We start from the raw sequence: 21,444 nt of genomic DNA, 5'->3' as shown, positions 1-21,444 counted from the left end.
CTTTTCAGGAACTATTGGTTACCTACAACTCCCGAATCTGGATATTACGATACCAGACGCGCTCTTTGGGACTGTGGTTCTGTAACGCAATTTTACCTTTGGCGTGAGCCGTAGCGTACGGCCAGTTGGCAAATTTGCTCTTGGCAACCAGTTGCTTCCAGTTATCGGAGCCGTATTCGTAATCGACAACTTTCTTTCCGTTCACAAAATGTTCGATGTGGTTGTTATTGACTACAATACGGCCTTTGTTCCATTCGCCGGGTGCCTTTGCGGCACTCATATCGCCGGGAGGAATCATATCATAATTGGCTCCTGTTAGTTGGGTATCTTTCAGTTTATACGGTTTACCCTCACCATCCAGATACCCTTTATCGTCAATAACCTGGTACTCAGGACCAGACATGTACGTAGACTTAATATCGGGGCTGTCGATGATCTTGTAAACGACACCGCTATTGCTGCCCTTCGGAATTTTGAAGTCAAATTCGAGTTCAAAATTTTCGTATTCTTTATCTGTCACCAGGTCACCACCCGTTCCGTCGGGGGTCATGGCTCCATCCTCAACGCTCCAGCCAACCACGCCGTCTTTATGATAGCTGTGCCATCCTTTAATTTCTTTTCCGTCAAAGAGCGCCGTCCACTTTGGCTTTTTACCGGGGGGCGTTGCCACTGCCATTACGCTCAGCAGCAGGCAGGGAATCAGTATTTTTTTCATGGGTTCAAACAGATTTAGCGATCAAAAATAGGCAAAAAGTAATGCGGGTGGAAACCCGCGCCTGGTGTGTGCACGAACTGTGCTAACCAGGCGCGGGTTTCCACCCGCATTACTTTGTCGATTCTAGCTCGCCATATCGCGGGCCGCTTCGGGATCATTGTATTTTCGGTCGAGCCCATCGGTCGATTTCTGGTCGGATCGATCGGGTCCCGAAATCATGTCCTGAGCCGTAACGCTGCTTTCGTCCAGCATTTCGCGGGGATGCTCCTGCGTTTCTTTTTTCTCTTCCGGGCGTTCGCCGGGCTGATAGACATCCGCGTCTTTCGCGTTTACGTCGTAGGGATGGGCCGAATCGCCGGTATCCGGTTTTTCGTCCATGCCCTGATCATCGGGTCCGGCGGCCAGTCCTTGATATTGAGTGCCCGGTACAGCCGACTCCGGATCATTTTCATCGATCAGGCCCGACACCTCGGCGGTATAGGTCAGGAAGTTGCCCGTAGCCGTATGGTGTTGCGCGGTGGTCAGACCAGCGTTGATTTCGTGCGACCGGTCGGGCTGGGAAGGCTCCTGAATTTCGGGCGTCGTTGGATTCGGCGACCCCGGCAGATCAGGAATCTCAGGTCCCGGATAAGGTGTTGCCGGCGGTGTTTCCGGAATACCCGGTACTGGCTGGGTCGGATCGGGTGATGGTGGTGTCGTTGGCACCGAGTTCTGCACCGATATTTCTCCTACGCCAGCCGGAAATGACCAGGAGCCAAACGCACTGGTTGGGGTAGCGTCTGCATCCTTTTCGGTACGATCGTTCGGTGCATCTTCTGAAGGCAGCCCGGTATTGACCGTAGCCCCTGCATCCGGATTACCGGTCAATTCACCGACCGCGATCGGGTCATTCGGCATCACCGACGGATCGAACATCGTGCCCGCCCGCAACGCTGCCTCTGAATTTTCGTATTTCTTCTTATCGTCACCCGTCAAAGCCCGTTCTTCATCGCTGCCTAACCGAATACGCGGCATATCGTCAGAGACATCGGACTCTGTATCGCCGATTGATACTAGTTTGCCATCGACCAGCTTAACCATATTGGTTTCGGCTTGATCGGCACTGAACATCGTTTCGGCATGTTCGCTGGAAACGGTGTCGGCCTGTCTGGCTCCATCGGAAAGATTTGCGTTGTTTTCCATATTCATGTGAATGTTTTAGGTCTATGAAGAACCAATGGAAACGCAAAAGGTTTTTCGCATGAACCGGATGTGCGCGTTACCGGAGTGCATCGAACAGAATCTCGGCGGGGTGTTGCGCTTTGCGACCCGTTCCATCTTTGATCTGGTGCCGACAACTGGTCCCGGCAGCCGCAATGATGGCTCCCTCCGCCTGGCGAACCGCCGGAAACAAGACCAGCTCGCCAATTTGCATCGATAACTCGTAGTGTTCGGTTTCGTACCCAAAGGAGCCAGCCATGCCGCAGCAACCCGAGGGTATCAACTGGACCTGGTAGTTTTTGGGAAGGGCCAATGCCTTTTTCACCGGCACCATCGACGATAACGCTTTCTGATGACAGTGGCCATGTATTCTCACCTGCCGGGCCTCGGTCGTGAAGAAAGCCGAATCAATCTGTTTACGCTCGATTTCCTGCGCAAACCATTCTTCGAAGAGGAAAACATGCTGCGCGATTCGCTGGGCATCGGCTTTGAGTTCCGGGGGAACCAGATCTGGATATTCGTCGCGGAACGTCAGGATGGCAGACGGTTCCAGACCAATCAGTGGTGTCTGGTCCGTAACGATGTCGTTGAGCAGTGTAACATTCCGGATAGCAATCGTCCGGGCCTCCTCCACCAGTCCCTTCGATAAATACGTCCGGCCACTTTCTACATGCTCGGGAATAATGACGGTATAACCCAGTCGCTCCAGCAACTGAATCGCCTTCTGTCCGACTTCAACATCGTTGTAGTTCGTAAATTCGTCGCAAAACAGGTACACGGTCCGGGTCTGCTGACTGCCTACAGGTTTGGCATCAGTGCCTCGATTGGCTGATCGATGCGTCGAATACCATTTTCGTAACGTCGTTCCGGCCAGTTCGGGCATCGTCCGGTCGGGGTGAAAGCCAACAGTCCGGTTTGCCAGCTTACGGAGAGCGGGCGTATCGTATATCGCGTTATAGGCCCAGGGAACCAGGCTCGCCAATGACATTAGTCTGGTAAAATTGCCGACGAGTTTGGCCCGCATCGGAACGCCATTTTCGCGATAGGTCTGCTGGGTAAATTCAGCCTTCATCCGGGTCATGTCCACACTCGATGGGCATTCCGCTTTGCAGGCTTTACACGACAAACACAGATCCAGTACGTCCTTAACGGCTTCGTAGTCGTGATCCGTCGGTTTTTGGGTACTGCTGTAAAAATGGCGGAGGATGTTGGCCCGCGCCCGCGTCGTGTCGCGTTCGCGTCGGGTAGCCATGTAGCTGGGACACATCGTTCCGCCCGAAATAGCTGTTTTCCGACAATCGCCTGATCCGGAACACTTTTCAGCCAGTTCGAGCAGCCCCCCATCGTTCGAAAAGTCGAACACGGTTTTCGGCTGCGGAATCACCACGTCAGCTTCCGAGCGTAGCGACTCGTTCATGGGTGGTGTATCGACCACCTTGCCGGGATTGAAGGTATTCTGCGGGTCCCAGAGCGCCTTCACGTCTTTGCACAACTGGTAATTTTCGGGACCGAGCATGAACGCAATACATTCGCCCCGTAGTCGCCCGTCGCCGTGTTCGCCGGAAAGCGAACCGCCATATCGTTTCACCAGCTGCGCCGTATCCATCAGCAACGCCCGGAATTTAGCGCGCCCCTCCGACGATTTGAGATTAATGAGCGGTAATACGTGAATCTCCCCGGCCCCGGCGTGTGCCGAATATTCCAGCTTGAGACCGTGGTTTTCCCACGCCATCTGGTCCAGTTCGTCGATGTAGTCGGGCAGATCGTGGACATCGACCGCCGTATCCTCAATGACGTTGGCGGGTTTTTCGTCGCCGGGGATATTGTACATGATGCTCAATCCGGCTTTGCGAAGCGCCCAGGGCTTTTTGGTCTCTTCATCAAACAGGATCGGATACGCATAGCCCAACGCCTTCGTCCGAAGATCAGCCACGAATTGCTCGGCCTTTTGCTGAACGCCCGCTGCGGTATCATCGAAAAATTCAACCATCAGAATCGCCTTCGGATCACCTTCCACAAACGTGCGATTCTTCATCTGTTCGATATTGGTCTTCGTCAGTTGCAGGATATAATCATCCACCAGTTCCGACGCGTAGCACTGATGCGCCAACGCAACCAGATTAGCTTCCAGCGACTGCCGGATGGTATCGAAATGGGCACAGACCAGCGCGGTTTCTTTCGGAGGCAGGGGCAGTAAATTCAGTTTTGCTTCGATGATGAAGCAGAGCGTCCCCTCAGAGCCCGCAATCAGGTGCGAGAAGTTGAAGGTTTCCGTAACGTCTCCATTTCCTCTCTCCCGTTTCGGGCGGTTCGCCGTTGCGGGAGGGGTCGGGGCGGTCCGACGGGTTGGTGAAGACAGTTCAAAAAAATCAACCAGCGCATCAAGCGCGTACCCCGTATTGCGACGCGAAACCGTTGGTTTCGGATAACCGTCGCGGATATGGCGTTGAACGGTTTCGTCGATGAGCCAGTCGCGGAACTGCACATAAAGCCGTTGCTCCAACGGACTGACAACGTTTTCACCCCGACATTTGGCCTCGAACTGATCGCGGGTAAGTGACCCGAATGTTACTTCAGCCCCATCACTCAGCAGCGCCCGGACTTCGAGCAGGTGATCGCGGGTAGTGCCCCACACGATCGAGTGAAGACCGCAGGAATTATTACCGATCATGCCGCCAATCATCGCCCGGCTGGCCGTTGACGTTTCCGGCCCGAACATGACACCATACGGCTTCAGATGGGCATTCAGATCGTCGCGGATAACGCCTGGTTGCACCCGTACCCAACGCTCGGCGGCATTGACGTCCAGGATCTGCCCAAAATACTTCGAAATATCGACAACAATACCGCTACCCACGACCTGACCGGCCAGCGAGGTTCCGGCGGCACGCGGAATCAGGCCCAACTTGTGCTGCTGAGCGAATCGCAACAGCTGCTTGATGTCAGCAACCGACTTCGGCAACGCTACTGCAATCGGCATCTCCTGGTATACCGACGCATCCGTTGCATAGAGGATACGCTGGGCGGTATGTTCGGGCGATTCATCAAAATACAGGTCTCCCTCAAATGAGGGAAGCAGGCTGGAAAAAGGCGGTATAGGCGTATGACGAAACATACATCAAAGATACGACGAAAACTGGTTAGCGCTCCGCCGATAAGCGGAAGGCGTTGAGCAGCCCAACAATCGTACTCGCAAAAATCAGCACGATGAACAGCCAGGACGGCCACGGAATAATCTGTTTTTGTTTGTAGATACTCGCCCACATGATCTGGCTGATGACCCCCAAGAACAACCCCGTTATTATGACCCGATTGGTAGCCAGTAGCTCATCAATATTCTGCCGCTGTTGAGCCACATTTTCAGGTGTGCGGGGACCGGGAAAATTCATCTGCTCAGTAGGTATGCGCCGAATTAGCCAGAATAGCCCGACCACACAACTACAGACAAAGGCCAGGACCAGCAGCGTGGCCGGACTCCCCCACCGGTTCGCTTCCCCCTTGCCGTTAAAGTGGATGGGAATGGGGCCGGGTAACCAGACCGTCCCGCCAATGGATAGCAGCACCACGACGACAAGCAGAAAAATAGTCAGCCGGTTGGCCTTACGCTCATAGCTACTCATGTCGAAATCGATAATGGACTATCCTCTGAGGATAAAGGTAAAGACTAACTCGATTTTATGGCAATAAATAGAGTAGCCAGTCAATGATATAACCCAGTCCAGCAGTCTCTATCAGCTCCAGAGCGCATAACAAAGGCCCGTCAGCGAATCCGACGGGCCTTTGCATCCTTCGATGTATTACTTTGTCAATAACGACGTGCTTACTGGTTCACGTATACGCTACCGCTGCTTGCGGCAAGGGTTACAGGGATACCACCACCATTCAGGGTTCCTTTGATGCGATCTTTTTCGGTATCACCACTAAAGTTATGAAGGGGAATTTTAATATTATTACCGCTCAAATTCAGCGTAATGCCCTTATCTAACGGCATTTTGACCCGAACGCTACCCGCGCTGGTCGTTAACCGGACGTAACTGCCCAGTTTTGTAATGCTTACGTCAACACCGCCCGCGCTGGTGCTGGCGTCAATACTACCCGACACGTTGGCGAGCCGAACCGAACCACCCGATGTGCTTGCCTTGATGTCGCCGTCGACGCCGTCGCCACTCACACTGCCACCGCTGGTCTGGGCGTCGATGTCACCCTTCAGTTCGGTCAGCCGAATACTGCCACCTGATGTATGCAACCGCATTTTTCCCGACGACTCCCTGGCTTCAATCGATCCGCCCGATGTTTGCAGGTCAATGTCTTTATGGCAACGATCCATATGAATAGAGCCGCCCGATGTTTGTCCGTCAATGTCGCCTTCAATGTCGGTCAGGTTCAGACTACCGCCACTCGTGCGAAACTTCTGGACACCGGAAAGCGAAGTCAGCCGAATACTACCGCCCGATGTCCGCAGATCCGTGGCGACATTGCGTGGCGTGTAGAATTTAAAGCTGATGCTCAATCCCCGCTTCCAGTCGTCGTTGTTTTTACGCTTGGATGTAGCCACGATCGTGTTGTTATCCATCGCGATGGTAATGTCATAGTCTTTCAGCCGTTCTTCGATTTCAGCTTTATCGAGGTTGTTATTCCCATTATTAGACCGCACAAACATTTCGACTTTCGCATTCATATCCGTACCACCTTCGATGGTCAGGCTCCCCCCCGACGTTTCGGCGCGGACAGCCTTTATATTTCCCGAAAACGTCTTCGTCTGGTAGGGTGTATCCCGGTCTTGTGCCTGGGAGGTCAACGCGAGCGTGGCGACGCTCACAAGGGTAAGTAGAAACTGGGTGCGTTTCATATGATTTCTCTGTTTATGTACCAAAGATGCAGGCCGCATCAGGAAGGTTGCACGCGTCCCCAACAAATTACCGTACTCTTCGCTCAGTGGTTGATAGCCATACGCCGTATCTTCGAGATACGGCGTATGGCTATCAACCACCAACTAGCACTTTTCCTATAAGAAAGAGAGTTTGACGCTCTTGCTGATTCCTGCACATTAGACTGATGGTGAGCAGTCAGCGTGTCCGACAAAACCTGCTCAGCCTTTTTTGAGATTGCCTACCGATAGTTGACTAGTTCCGCGCTCAGGCTTGCGGGTACAAATAGGTTCGCCTTGTTAGTCCACGCACGTCTGGCTTGCATTTAGCCCTGGCTGAACGATAGCAGCAGTAAAACCAATCAGCAATTCCAGTGCATTAACCCATTATTTTATAGACACTTACCAGGAAAGAAACTGCTTGTGCCAATTGCGCTGAAATCAAACAAATTAGTGGCAAATAGAATCAAACTAGAATATTATTTCAACTATTCGATTTTTAAATATAATATAATCCGAAAAATAACTTTAATGTAATATTATATCTTGACTATGAATTAATAACAGTATTATATTTGGAATTATAGAAGACATACCTGTTCATTATTTTTCATCCAGACACGTTCGTATTCATTTACTTCTGATGCGCCTAGGCCAGCAAACAGCCGATATGTATTCGAAAACGCTCCACGAGCCCGTTCTGGTTTTAACCGTTGTTAGCACGAAACTAGCCCGTTGCCAACAGCTATAGGTTCCATTCTCTAATTAACCAAAATAGTACTTTTTCAATCCTAAAACGAAGTGAGATGCGAAACAGACATTTACTGCTAATCCTGTTATTCTCCCTCTATGTACCTCTCCAGCTCATGGCACAGAGTCGGGTTATTAAAGGGATAATTACATCTGGCGACGATAATTCCCCCACACCCGGCGTCAACGTGGTTGTTAAAGGCACAACAATCGGTGCATCGACCAATGCCGAAGGAGCCTATACCATTTCCGTTCCGGCGGGTATGACGAAAGAAGGTTCGCTGGTCTTTTCCTTCATCGGCATGAAAACCGCTGAGGTTCCGATTGGCAACCAGAGCACGATCTCGATCAGACTTCAGCACGACGCAACCTCACTAGATGAGGTAATCGTTAGTGCGCTGGGTTTTAAGGAGAATGCCGACAAACGGGGCGCTACAGCCTCTAAAATCGAAGCGAAAGACATCGTTCGTTCGGGCGAAACGGGCGTTATCAATGGTATGTCCGGGAAGGCTGCCGGGGTACAGATCACGAAATCAGCCGGTGACCCCGGTGCCGGTTCGTATATCCAGATTCGGGGTCAGAACACAATCACGGGGTCAACGCAGCCACTGGTTATCGTTGACGGTATTCCGATCAGTAATTCGACGCTTGGCGATCAGGCAGCCGGTGTAACGCAGCAATCCCGCCTGAATGACATCAACCCCGAAGACATTGCGTCGATGCAGATTTTGAAGGGTGCTTCGGCGGCTGCTCTGTGGGGATCGCGGGCGGCCAATGGTGTCATCGTGATCACGACAAAAAAAGGCGCAAACAGCGACAAGGTCAACATCTCGTATAGCTCTACCGTTTCGTTCGATAAGCCGAACCTGCTCCATCCGCTACAAAGCAACTACGGCCAGGGTTCCGATGGCGTCTATAACCCGACCGTCGCCAATTCGTGGGGAGATAAGATTGCCAACCGGGCCGGGGGCGACGATGTCGTCAACATGAACGCGGGACGCTTCGAATCGTACAGTGGTAAAACATATTATCCGATACTCACCAAGAACTCGAAGGAAACGTACAACGACGCGCGTAAAGACGCGGTATTCCGTACGGGTACGTACATCGATAACAACCTGGCGATCAGCGGTGGTAATGAAAAGGGAAATTTTTACATGAGCATTGGCGATCTGCGCCAGAAAGGCATCATCAACGGCCAGAGCGATTACAACCGGACCACGCTCCGGTTTAACTCCGAACGTCGTTTCAACGATGTGATTAAAGCCACGACCAATGCAACTTACGCCCGGACAACATCGAACCGGATTCAGCGCAGTAACAGTGTCAATGGCCTTTACATCGGCTACCTGCGCTCTGCTCCTGATTTCGACAGCCGCGATTACAAGGGCAATTATTTTTCGTCACCAACGGCCAGTGCCATCCCGAACCGGCAACGGTCGTACCGGAATTACCTCGGCGCTTTGGCGAACCCGATTTACAACGATCCACTTTGGGCCATTAAGGAGTTGACTAATTTCTCGGAAGTCGACCGATTCATTCTAAGCTCCGAACTGCTCATTACGCCCTCAAAATGGTTCGACGTAACCGTTCGTGGCGGTATTGACGCGAACACCGATCACCGCATCACGAACTATCCGGTCAACTCAGCCGTGAACAGTGGCCTGGGCAGTTTCGAGGAAGCGATCTACAAAGAGTCGGAAATGAACGGCGACATCATTGGTCGTGCCTTCGGCGATTTTGGCAAGAACATTACCAGCACGCTGATCGTAGGCTTTAACCTCAACGACCGGAAATACCTCAATCTGGGCGGCACGATGAATACATTCATTATTCCCGATGCACCAGCCAACTTCGGTAACTCGCTGACCTCGAACGATGCGCCGTACCGGACCACCACGCACCGCCGGATGGCCCGTCTCTACTCGACCCTGAACGTTGGGTTTTACAACCAGTTGTATGTCAATGCGTCGGTAGCCGCTGAATCGGGCTCTACGTTCGGTAGCCAGACGAAATCGACGTTCTATTACCCATCTGCCGATCTTGCCTGGCAGTTTACGCAATTGCCGATGCTGCGCGACAACCGGATTCTGTCATTCGGCAAACTCCGCGCTTCGTATGGTACAGTGGGCGTACAACCCGATGCCTATCGGAATGCCACAACGTACGTCAATGCGTCGTTTAGCAGTTGGGCCAATCCACTCAGCGGATCAGGCTATGGCAACGGCGCGTACGTACGCAGCAGCACGCAGGGTGACCCCTTCCTGCAACCCGAACGGAAGACGGAATACGAAGTGGGTGCCGATCTTCGCTTCCTGAACAACCGCCTGACCGCCGGTTTCACCTATTATAAAAACAACATTGATAATCTTCTGCTCAATGTCGCTGCGGCTGGTTCGACAGGTTATACGTCGAAGTACACCAATGCCGGTTCGATGAGCAACAAGGGCTGGGAGCTTGAACTGAATTACGCCATTCTGAGCAAGAACTCCTTCAACTGGAATGTTTTCGGAAACGTGAGCCGCAACATCAACCGCGTCACCAACCTGGCGGGAACGGACATCATCACGCTTGGCGGATTCAGCAGCACGGCCAGCACCGTCGCGAAAGTAGGCTACGCCATGTCGTCGCTCTACGGGGGTACGTATCTGCGTACAGAAACGGGCGCGTTGCAGCTTAACGCCAATGGTTTCCCACAGGTAGCCTCGCAGTTCGGCGTTGTGGGTGACCCGAACCCGGACTATCGGGGCGGTTTTGGTACCAATTTTTCCTACAAGAAAGTTACGCTGAACGTCCTTTTCGAGACCTTCCAGGGGGGGGATTTCTACAATGGCACACGCGGGGTTCTGTATAACTTCGGCACCCATGCCGACGTTGGCAACGAGGTAACGCTGACGCAGGATATGAAGAACTACGCCGGTAAAACCATCACAGCCGGTAGTACCGTACGCGGCAATATCGGGAACTTCGGGGCCGGGCCGGTGCTGCTTGATCAGTCGTATTATACCTCGATCGGGGGTGGATTCAGCACGTTGGTCGAACAGTTCATTACGGATGCCAGCTGGACGCGTTTGCGCGAAGTATCGGTGGGCTACTCAATCAGTTCGCCAAAATTTCGTCAGAAAACCAAGCTACAATCCATCGACCTGACCGTAACGGGACGTAACCCAATCCTGTGGACGAAAATGGTTGGTATCGATCCGGAAACGGCACTGAACGGAGCCAGCAACTCGCGGGGCCAGGACTACTTCAACAGCCCAAATACCAAGTCGCTGCTGTTCAGCGTAAAAATCAATTACTAATTCTCACGAAGAAAAGCGCTATCATGAAACGAGTCTATAAATCGATTGTCGCCGTTGTGCTTGGTCTCCAGTTTTTCGGCTGTTCGTCTATCGTCGAGAACCTGAACGTAGATCCCAACAACCCGACCAAATCAACGGGCAGTCTGCTGCTGACAGGTACGGAGCTTGCCAATATGGCCACGCAGGAAGGTATGGCCAGCCGACTGACAACCATCTGGAGTGGGTATGCCACGGGTGCTGACCGACAATGGCTGGATTACTACAATTACAACGTTACTGCCGGCGTTTACGATGGCGACTGGAACCTGGTCTTTCAGGCAACGAACGCCAACGCGCTGCTCACCATCGAGCAGGCAAATGCGCTCGGCAATCGTAAAATGGTCGCTATCGCCAAGATCCTGCGGGCCAATGCACTGGCTACCGGCACTGAACTGTGGGGTGATATTCCGTTCGATCAGGCGGGTGATATTGCTAAGTATCCAAATCCGGCCTTCGAACCGCAGGCGACGGTTTACACAAAGTTGCTGGCGTTGCTGGACGATGCCATCACCGACCTGAAATCAGGCGTAGGCACCGTTACAAACGATGATATTCATTTTGGTGGTGATGCGGCCAAATGGTTACAGGTAGCCTACACGCTGAAAGCCCGGTTATTGACCGATACCAAACAATACGATGCTGCGTATACGGCCGCCCAAAGCGGGATAAGTACCTACGCCAATTCGATGTATGCCCCCCACGGCAACATCGCCAACGTAAACCAGAATTCGTATTTCTCGTTTCTGGCCAGCGCACGAACCGGTGATATCAACGCCGTTGGTGCCTACAATGTTGGCCTACTGAATCCTGCCAGCACCAGAAACCGGAACAACGCAAAAACCATCGAGACAGCCCGGTTTAAGTTTTACTATCTAGAAGTAGGCGTCAACAGCCCTGGTAAAATTGAACCAAATACGACGGGTACAACCGGCTTTTTTGCCCAGAGTGCCAGTTTCCCCCTCGTCACGTATCAAGAGAATAGTCTGACGCTGGCGGAGATGGCTTTGCGCTCCGGAAAAGGGTTCACGACGGCCTTGGGTCACCTGAATGCGTACCGGGCATTTCTGGCTACGGGCGGCTACATCAACTCGGCGTATCTGACCGCTGGAGCGTACAAATATGATCCTTACGTAGCGGCTGACTTTGCGGCTGGCGGCATCGAAAATACGGATGGCATTACGGCGGATAACGCCCTGCTTCGCGAAATTCTGGAGGAACGCTATGTTTCATTTTATGGACAGCACCTTGGCTGGAACGATGAGCGCCGTACCCGTGCCGAAGCCTACGGTATCAAGCTGACCCCTAACAACGGCACTCAGCTTCCGTGGCGGTTCATTTATCCACAGAACGAACTGAACTCGAATCCGAACGCCCCCAAACCAGTACCGGCTACGTTTGAAGCACCCGCTATTTACAGGTAGAGACGCATCATTGCGTCTCCTGTGCGTCAGCAATTGTCCGTGCGTCAGCAATTACCTGTGCGTCAGCAACTAGCTACGTATTAATTGCTGACGCACAGGTAGTTGCTGACGCGAATGAGACGCAATGATGCGTCTCTACATTATCGAACTGTGATTGCTACGCGCCGGTTTTTGACGCGTTCAGTTTCGATAGCGTTGTCGGCAATGGGTTGTGAACCTCCGTATCCTTTCGTCTCGATACGCTCTTCAGCAATGCCGTGCCGAATCAGGTAGGTAGCAACCACTTTCGCGCGATTTTCGGAAAGCGCCCGATTTAGTCGCGGATCACCTACGTTGTCGGTATGGCCAGCGACGTCAATACGCCATTGCGCGTTTGTTTTCAACGCAGCAACCAACTTATCCAGCTCTATCGACGATTCGGGTAACAGGCTATAACTACTCTGTTCAAACTGAACGTTACGCAACACAACGGTTTCTCCGGCCGTTAGTCCCGATTGAGGTTCAGGAGCCGATGCCGGTTGGGGAGTAACGGCGATCACTGTTGTTTCCGAAACAGGTTTGGGCACTATCACGGGCTTGGCAACAGGCGATGCCGGACTGACTGGTTTTGGCGTTACTTTTGCGATGTCGCGTACAGGCTTACCGATTGGTTGCGCAGGCTTGGGCGGTGGTGGTATAGGAGCCGGTTTTACTGGTTTGGCTTCAACAGCAACGGGTGGGGCTGCTTGTCGAAAATACTGCGCCGTTATCAGATCACCGGAATTATCAGAAAAACGAATCAATGGTTTTTTCTGATCGGGGCGCTTCCAGTGAAGTTCGAGTTCGCCCCCCAGCATGGCATTGAAGTAATCGACCCGTAAATCGTAATAACGACCTGCTTCCAGCAGTATCGTACCACTGTAGTTTTTAGAGTCGTTGAGCTGCCAGGAATCCATCACTTTTTTATTGCCGACCCAGACGCGTATACCGTCATCTACTTTGGCAAAAAAACCGTACTGCCCCGTAACCGGTGCCATAATTTTACCCGTCCACCGAATCGAATAATACGAGCGAGGCATGTTTGTAGCAGGGCCATTTCGATTCCAGTGAAAATTAAGTTCCGGGTCGACGCGCGTCAAAATCTTCCGCTCGAAATTGGTTCCGGTGTAGTAGTCGCCCTTCAGGCCCGGCTGAGCTTTAGCGTAGAGGACCATAACCAGGTAAGCAGCAAGCCAAATGGCTAGTCTACCAACGTTCAGGCTAGTATGTTGCCTGTTTCGACTCAGATTCCGAAGCATCGTTAGTCAATCTAGGTAGAAACGCCACGGAATGCCGCATCCCGGTGCGGCATTCCGTGGCGTTTCTACTCACTTCTTAAACTTTTCACCGGATTCATCAGAGCCGCTTTCACACTCTGAAAACTAACGGTTAGTAAGGCGATACCAATCGCTAGTACACCCGCTACCGCAAAGACCCACCACTCGATATTCACTTTATAGGCGAAGTTCTGAAGCCAGCGGTGCATGGCAAACCACGCAACGGGCGTAGCCAACACAACGGCAATAAGAACCAGCTTCAGAAAGTCGCGGGAAAGCATCACGACGATGCTACTCACCGATGCACCCAGCACCTTGCGGACGCCAATTTCTTTGGTGCGCTGTTCGGCGGCAAAAGCAGCCAGCCCAAACAAGCCCAAACACGCGATCAGAACGGCCAGCATCGTAAACGTTAGCAAAACTTCACCCTGCTTCTGCTCTGCTTTATATTGTTTGGAGAAGTTCTCGTCAAGAAAGTGAAAATCCAGCGTAGCCGTCGGGTCAAAGGTCTGATAAACCGATTTGATGAACGCCAGGGCGTCAGTCGTTTTGGCGGGCTGAATCCGGACGTACACATTGTCTCTGTCAGCCGGTGCGGGCATTTGTAGAACCAGCGGCTCGATCTTGTGCTGAAGTGAATAGGTGTGAAAATCGGCGATGGCGCCCACCACCCGTGCTTCAGCCGTATGTTTTTCGTTATCGATGTAGTAGCGAATGCGTTTCCCGATTGGGTCTTTCCAACCCATTTTCTTTACCAGCGTTTCATTTACCAACACCGCATTCGTCAAGTCGCTTTTAAAAGACTTCGAAAAGCTACGACCGCTCACTAATTTGATTTCTAGTGTCTTGAGGTAGTCTGAATCAACCAGAAACCGCTGCACTACCTGCGCAGATGACCCCATTACTCCGTTCTGTTCGAAAAACATACTACCACCACCAATATTGTTATTGCCAATTGGATTACTGGCGGTAGCGACGCTTTCGATCAACGGACTTTGCCCCAGCCGTTCTTTCAGGGCCTCAACCCGTAGCCGAACGTCTTCGTTATCAATGTGAAAGGTAAGTACCTGCTCTTTGTTGAAGCCCAGATCTTTATGCCGTACAAATTCCATTTGCCGATAAACAATACCCGAGCAGGCAATCAACGCGACGGTTGCCACAAACTGAAACACAACCATCGACTGCTTAAACGTAACACTCCCGAGCTGGCTACCGACCAATCCCTTCAAAGCCGCTACGGGTCGAAAAGTAGACAGCAGCCACGCGGGATACAGCCCGCTCAACGCTCCAATGACCAGGGCGAACAGCGTCACGATAAACAGCCGCTGACCGGTTCCACCGATTGACAGCGTTTTATCGGCCATCTGATTAAAGTAGGGCAACGTCATTGTCGCCAAAGCAACACCAACCAGACCCGCCATAAACGTCATTAGCACGGACTCGGTCAAAAACTGCCCGACAAGCTGCAATCGGTGCGAACCGATTGCTTTCCGAACGCCAACTTCACAGGTCCGTTTGAGGGAGCGGGCGGTGTACAAATTCACGTAATTGATGCAGGCAATCAGTAAGATCAATGCTGCCACCAGTCCGAAAATAGATACGGTAGCCATGTTGCCGTTTGGACCTAGTTCATAATCCAGATGCGAATGCAGGTGAATCGATGTCAAGGGTTGAAGCTCCATGCGGTAATTGATCTCACCCATTTCTTTCTTTACATATTTTTGATAGAAACCGGGCAGTTTCGCTTCCAGAGCCTTGTAATCGCTTTCTTTCGTCAGCAGCAGATAGGTGTATAATTCAAAACTCTGCCAGCCATTGGTGTAGTTCGAGGGTAGGGAACGCAACGCCCTGAACTGGAGATGCGAATTAGCCGGAACATCATCCATAACACCCGTGACGGTATTCGGAAAGTGGTTGTCGAACTCAACGACCTGACCAATCGCTTTTCGAGCTTCACCAAACAGCGTTTCGGCAATGCTTTTTGTCAGAACAATACTTTGCGGTTTTGCCAGCGCGGTTACCGGATCGCCGTAAAGGAACGGAAAGGTAAAGACATCGAAGATCGTTTTATCGGTGAAATAGATATCCCCTACATCTATTTTTTTGTTCTTGACCGTTAGCGTGCCGCCCCCTTCCGGAACGATCCGAACGGTTTTCTCAATTTCCGGATAATCGTTTTGCAGCGCAGACGCGTACGGAGCCGATGTTGAAGCTAATTTGAGGTTACCTCCGGGCCATTCGGCGAAATGCGTTACCCGAACGATGCGATTAGCATTCGTATGGAACCGGTCGTAGCTCAGTTCATCGCTAACGTACAACACCATCAGCCATACGGCCGCCATCCCGATGCCCAGCCCAACGATGTTAAGGCCACTGAAGAGTTTGTTTTTCCAGAGTGTCCGGACGGTTATTTTCAGGTAGTTGCGTAACATACAGCGCGTAGTTTAGGTAAAACGATAACAGGAATCGCCCAAATGACGTACCAAAACATCAACTAACTCATTATCTTGCAATTACATTTATGAAAACTAGCAGATTGTCCGCAAATGGACGGTTTCAATGACCAATTACGGACAGCGATTCCCTTGTAGAGACCGGTCCGCCGGTGCGGCAATCCCTTGCCGGTCGGAATGCCGCATCACCGACAGTGCGGTCTCATTCGCGTCAGCAATACCATCCGGCCAAGAGACGCAAGGGATTGCCGCACCGGCGGACCGGTCTCTACTACTAAGGTTTCCCAATGGTTCAGCATTATTCACTGCGTAAACTCTTCACCGGATTGACCAGCGCGGCACGAACACCCTGGAAACTGACGGTGAGTAAAGCGATCAACAGTGCTAAACCACTCGCCAGCACGAAGACCCAGGCATTCAGGCTGATCCGATACGAATAGTTGTCCAGCCAGTTCGTCAGGAACACGGCAGCTATGGGCGATGCAATCAGACAGGCAATCCCGACCAGCCAGACAAACTCCCGCGCCAAGAGCCCCCATACACTCAAAAAACTTGCGCCCAGTACTTTCCGGATGCCGACCTCTTTGGTACGTTGTTCAGCAAGGTGTGCCGCCAACCCGAATAAACCCAGGCAGCTGATAAAAATAGCCAGCACAGCGAACACGCCAGCGAGCTTGCCAACCAGTTCTTCCTGTCTGAATTTGCGCCCGTACTCATCATTGACGAACTGGTAATCGAAAGGATAAGCGGGGTTGAACTTTTGAAAAATCGGCTGAATTTGCGCCAGTGCACCCTGCGTAGTTATCCCGTTCCGAAGCCGGAAAATGATGGTATTCTCAAACGATGGGTTGTAGGCGAGTACAAGCGGATTGATCGGGTCATACGGCGATTCGATCACCGAGTTTTCGACTACCCCAATGACCCGAAGTTTGCGACTGGGGTCCCAGACCATCGTCAACTCCTGGTTGAGTGGGTTTTGCAGGCGCATGGCCTTCACCGCAGCTTCGTTCAAAATCACAGACAGCGAATCGGCCCCATCCGTACGAAAGTCACGACCGGCGATCAGCTTCGTATCCATTGTGTTGAGATAGTCAGGCGATGTAGAAACCAGGTTAACCCGCATAATTTCGTCCGATGCTTTACCGGCCCAGTCGATCCGGGTATCGTTCAGAATCGTCGTTGCCGGGCTTGATGCCTTCGTCACACGTTCGACCACACCCGACCGGATCAACGCATTCCGAACGGCTTCATAATTCCGACTCAGATCGGCGGTCAGCGATACCATCATCAGGCGGTCAGGATTGTAACCAACGGGTCGCTGCTTGGCGTATTGAATCTGCTGATAGACTACAACCATACTGATAATGAAGGTAATCGACACCGTGAACTGCGCAACAACCAGTAACTTTCTGGGCCAGTTAGCGCGACGACCGGTGTGAACGCTTCCTTTTAGTACGCGTATGGCCTGAAATGAGGACAGATAAAAGGCGGGATAACTACCGGCCAGCAAGCCCGTAATTAGCGTAAAGCCGAGCGTTAGTAGCCAGAAAACAGGTTCACGCCAGGGTAACGAGAGTTGTTTTTGCGTCAACCCATTGAACAGACCCAGCGTTGCCAGAACCAGTAACAAACTCAGTACAAGTGCCAGACCAGCCACCAACAACGACTCGATCAGAAACTGCCCGATGAGTTGCGACCGCAGCGACCCCGCCGACTTGCGAATGCCCACTTCTTTCGCCCGCTTTTCGGAACGAGCCGTGGAAAGATTCATGAAGTTGATACAGGCAATCAGCAGAACGAACAAGCCAACCAGACCAAACAAACGCACGTAGCCAATAAAACCGCCTACGTTCTTACCGTTCTGAAATTCGTCGTACAAATGCCATTTCGATACCGGGTGGAGAAATACCTCGAAGATCGATTCGGGATAATGGCGTTTGATGATGCCTTTGAGCTTCGGAGCCAGCGCCTTATCATCTACGTTTGGCTGTAGCTCAACCAGCAGATTGATCGCGTTATTGTTCCAATCCATTCGGCTACCTGACATCCAAGGCGTATTGAGTTCATACTGTCGGAACGGCACCAGAAACTGAAAATCCCAGGCGGTGTTAGCGGGTAGCTTGGTCAGTACACCCGTCACTTTCAAATCGAACTGATTATTGAGCCGGACGAGCTTACCCATTGGGTCAGCTGCACCAAATAGCGCACTGGCGGTTTCTTCCGTCAGCACAATTGAGTTAGGGTCACGAAGCGACGTGGTCCAGTTGCCGTGGCGCATCGGGAAACGGAACTGTTGGAGAAATTGCTCGCCCACATGTTGCCGCTTCCGCAGAATCTTCGTTTCACCCACCTGTAATCCATCATCAGCCTGTAATGATGTTGTCAGGCTCTCGGTAACGGACTTAATTTCCGGCACCTCGTTCCGCAGGGCATCAACCAGCGGCAACGGTCCATTGGACTGCGTGGTTGTGGTGCCATTCGCCGTCCGATTGAGCATGACCCGATACAGACGCGATTCATTGTCGTAAAACCGGTCGAACGTCAACTCATCCCATACCCAAAGCTCAATCAGCATGGCAACGGCCATACCAACCGCCAGGCCGGTGATGTTTATGAAGCTGAACCCTTTGTTTTTGCGCAGACCGCGCCAGGCAATCTTGAGGTAATTCTTGATCATCGTGCGTACGTAACTAATTGTTGGTCAAGGTACGTACACACGAAGAATTCGCTCTGTTAAAAAAAGTTAAGGTTTTGTTTGTAGAGATCGCACCGGCGGTGCGGTCTCATTCGCGTCAGCAATGGTTACCATCTGCTTCGTGCCCTTGTTCCTCGTCGGGGTGGTCATTGCTGACGCATGAGAGACGCAAAGGATTGCGTCTCTACGTTAGTCGCTGCGTAGGGATTTGACGGGGTTCATTAAGGCCGCTTTGATGCTCTGAAAACTGACCGTGGCAACGGCGATCCCGGTGGCCAGTAAAGCGGCCAGTGCAAAAATCCACCATTCGAAACCTACCTTGTAGGCAAACGTCTGTAGCCAGCTATTCATGCCCCACCAGGCCAGCGGAGACGCGATACCGATAGCAACCAGCACTAGTTTTAAGAAGTCTTTGGAAAGCAGCGCGACAATACTCGTGATCGATGCGCCCAATACCTTCCGAACCCCGATTTCTTTCGTGCGTTGTTCGGTAGTGTAGGCTACTAGACCAAACAGTCCCAGACACGCAATAAAAATAGCGAGTACCGATGCCAGCGTAAACACCTGTCCATACTGCTGTTCGCTTTGGTATTGTCTGTTGTAGTTCTCGTCGGCGAAGTAAAATTCGAACGGATTACCGGGGTAACTGGCTTTGTAGAGTCGCTCCAGTTCAGCCAGTTTATCCTGAATACGGCCACCCTGCGTGGGGTCCGTGGTCAGCTGTACCGTCAGGTCGCTAACCGATCGGCGCGGCATAAAAATGACCGGATCAATGGCTTTTTGCAGGCCCTGATGGTGGTAATCCTTCACAACGCCAACGATTTCAAACGGCTGTCCCCAGTTGATAATCTGACCGACCGCTTTCTCGGGAGACGCAAAACCCAGCTGACGCGCACTGGTTTCGTTGATCATCAGTTTAGCACTTTTCTCATAGCCTAGTTCGGCCTCGCGAACGGTAAAATTCCGACCAGCCGCTAGTTTAATTTCGTAGGTTTTCAGGAAACGGTCATCGACGATACCCATCGAATAGCTTTTCTTATCATCGCCGATCCGGGGATTTTGTTTGGCAATTCCATTCGCCGTGAAGTTGTAGAAATTACCCGGCACGATGCTTGTCTGGCAGAAGTTTTTCACGTACGACAACTGGCTAAGCTCGTGCTCAAGGGCTTCGGTTCCGGGTTTGAACGACCCATTCAGATTGACCGATGGGCCTTTGATAACGACTCGCTGCGCCAGCCGGACACCGAGATCCTTACTCTGCATATACTGCAACTGCCGGTACAGCACCAGCGTGGCAATCACCAGTGCTATCGACGCACTGAACTGTGCAACCACCAGCGTTTTACGTAACCACCCGCCTTTACCAGCCTGATACGTGCCTTTCAGCGTCTGAATGGGCTGGAACGACGTTAGCGCGAAGGCAACATACCCCCCCGATACGATGGCCCCGACCACCAATAGGACAGCCCCGACCAGCCAAAAGCCATCCGTATTCAAAATACTCAAGGACAACTCTTTCCCGACAAACTGGTTGAAAATCCCTTGCAGCGCCATTACCAGCAGTAACGCAGTCACAAATCCGACGACATTCAGCAGGAATGATTCGCCGAGGAATTGCCAAATGAGTTGCCCCTGCCCGGCACCGATCACTTTTCGAACACCGACCTCTTTAGCGCGCTTCAAAGCCCCCGCCGTGGACAGATTTACGTAATTGAACCAGGCGATCAACAGAATCAGACCGGCAATACCGCTAAGCAGGTACACGAACCCCAGACTGCCGCTCGTTTGATACACATCGCTCAAAGAGGCTGCCAGATGGATGTTGGCAGCGGGTTGCAGCAGGAATAGATTCTCGTCTTTAGGGTTTGCTTTTTTGTTGAACGCATTAAATTTCGCAGCCAGAACGCTGGCGTCGAACGGTTGCGCCGGTAGCTGTAGAAATGTCGTCAGGTACGTACCGTAGAAACTGTCCAGTCGGGCCCAGTCGTTGCCATTCAGGTTAGCCGGATTAGCCAGTGTCTGAAGCGAAAAGATCGCATCAAAAAACAGATCGGAGTTTGGGGGCATATCGGCGTACACCGCCGTAACGGTATACAGCGTCTTTCCAAACTGGTTGTTAAGCGTCAGAGTGCGGCCAAGTGGTTTTGCATCGCCGAAATACTTCCGGGCCTGCGACTGCGACAGCGCAACCGTGTTGGGTTGAGTGAGAGCCGCCGATGCCGTGCCCTTGATGAGCGGAAATGTGAAGAGCGTGAAGAAACTGGCATCGGCATACGCTAGTTTACTTTCCCGGAACGACAGAGGTACCTGAGCATCACGCCCGTTTGTCAGGCTTACGATGCCATTTGCGGAATGTTCGGCGATACGACAGTAGTCCTTGACTTCCGGAAATTCGCGTTTAGCCAGTGGTGCCACGGCCGGGGCCATATCAACCCAAACATCACCCTCCGGCGTTTGCGTGGACAGCCGATACAGGGTGGCTAGTTTCTCCTGAAACCGGTTGACGCTGCGTTCGTAGGCAACGTATTCCAGAATCAGGACGAAGGCCGCGATGCCCAGCGCCAGCCCGGCAATGTTGATCAGGGAGAACACCCGATTTTTCCGCAGATTGCGCAGGGCGATTTTCAGGTAGTTGAGAAGCATAGATCTAGTAGCTTAGGTAGAACGATGATACTATTCACACAAACGGCGCACCAAACTATTAAAT

At 52.0% G+C, this 21,444-nt stretch carries 11 protein-coding genes; 2 read left to right on the top strand and 9 right to left on the bottom strand.

The features are described from left to right. Positions 1 to 22: 22 nt before the first annotated feature. From GK091_RS20500 to GK091_RS20480, 5 genes are all read right to left on the bottom strand, one after another. Positions 23 to 715, bottom strand: a complete 693-nt coding sequence (locus tag GK091_RS20500) for a 3-keto-disaccharide hydrolase (RefSeq protein WP_164041746.1) — start codon at positions 713 to 715, stop codon at positions 23 to 25. Between the two features lie 123 nt (positions 716 to 838). Further along, the gene (locus GK091_RS20495; RefSeq protein ID WP_164041745.1) at positions 839 to 1,897 is read right to left on the bottom strand and encodes a hypothetical protein; all 1,059 of its coding nucleotides are present in this window, start codon (positions 1,895 to 1,897) and stop codon (positions 839 to 841) included. Positions 1,898 to 1,973: 76 nt separating this feature from the next. Further along, positions 1,974 to 5,030, bottom strand: coding sequence for an FAD-binding and (Fe-S)-binding domain-containing protein (locus GK091_RS20490; RefSeq protein WP_164041744.1), 3,057 nt, complete (start codon positions 5,028 to 5,030; stop codon positions 1,974 to 1,976). Between the two features lie 25 nt (positions 5,031 to 5,055). Next, entirely contained in the window at positions 5,056 to 5,535 is a 480-nt protein-coding gene (locus GK091_RS20485) for a DUF1648 domain-containing protein (protein WP_164041743.1), read from the bottom strand. Positions 5,536 to 5,735: 200 nt separating this feature from the next. Next, entirely contained in the window at positions 5,736 to 6,764 is a 1,029-nt protein-coding gene (locus GK091_RS20480; protein WP_164041742.1) for a DUF4097 family beta strand repeat-containing protein, read from the bottom strand. Between the two features lie 824 nt (positions 6,765 to 7,588). Between GK091_RS20480 and GK091_RS20475 the strand changes: the two genes are divergently transcribed. Together GK091_RS20475 and GK091_RS20470 are read left to right on the top strand one after the other, a co-directional pair. After that, positions 7,589 to 10,834: a SusC/RagA family TonB-linked outer membrane protein gene (locus GK091_RS20475; protein ID WP_164041741.1), complete on the top strand. Its 3,246-nt coding sequence runs from the start codon at positions 7,589 to 7,591 to the stop codon at positions 10,832 to 10,834. A gap of 23 nt (positions 10,835 to 10,857) precedes the next feature. After that, complete coding sequence (locus tag GK091_RS20470; protein WP_164041740.1) at positions 10,858 to 12,294, top strand: SusD/RagB family nutrient-binding outer membrane lipoprotein; 1,437 nt, start codon at positions 10,858 to 10,860, stop codon at positions 12,292 to 12,294. Positions 12,295 to 12,434: 140 nt separating this feature from the next. On the opposite strand, the gene GK091_RS20465 is transcribed toward GK091_RS20470, so the two are convergent. From GK091_RS20465 to GK091_RS20450, 4 genes are all read right to left on the bottom strand, one after another. Then, entirely contained in the window at positions 12,435 to 13,571 is a 1,137-nt protein-coding gene (locus tag GK091_RS20465; RefSeq protein ID WP_246202333.1) for a PA14 domain-containing protein, read from the bottom strand. 65 nt (positions 13,572 to 13,636) lie between these two features. After that, positions 13,637 to 16,021 carry an ABC transporter permease gene (locus tag GK091_RS20460; RefSeq protein ID WP_164041739.1) on the bottom strand — a complete coding sequence of 795 codons (2,385 nt, stop codon included), beginning with the start codon at positions 16,019 to 16,021 and terminating at the stop codon, positions 13,637 to 13,639. Positions 16,022 to 16,340: 319 nt separating this feature from the next. Continuing rightward, entirely contained in the window at positions 16,341 to 18,719 is a 2,379-nt protein-coding gene (locus GK091_RS20455; RefSeq protein WP_164041738.1) for an ABC transporter permease, read from the bottom strand. Between the two features lie 207 nt (positions 18,720 to 18,926). Beyond that, positions 18,927 to 21,380, bottom strand: coding sequence for an ABC transporter permease (locus GK091_RS20450; protein WP_164041737.1), 2,454 nt, complete (start codon positions 21,378 to 21,380; stop codon positions 18,927 to 18,929). Positions 21,381 to 21,444 lie beyond the last annotated feature (64 nt).

The sequence above is a fragment of the Spirosoma agri genome, assembly GCF_010747415.1.
GTDB lineage: Bacteria > Bacteroidota > Bacteroidia > Cytophagales > Spirosomataceae > Spirosoma > Spirosoma agri.
This window is presented reverse-complemented; position numbering and strand designations above follow the sequence as displayed.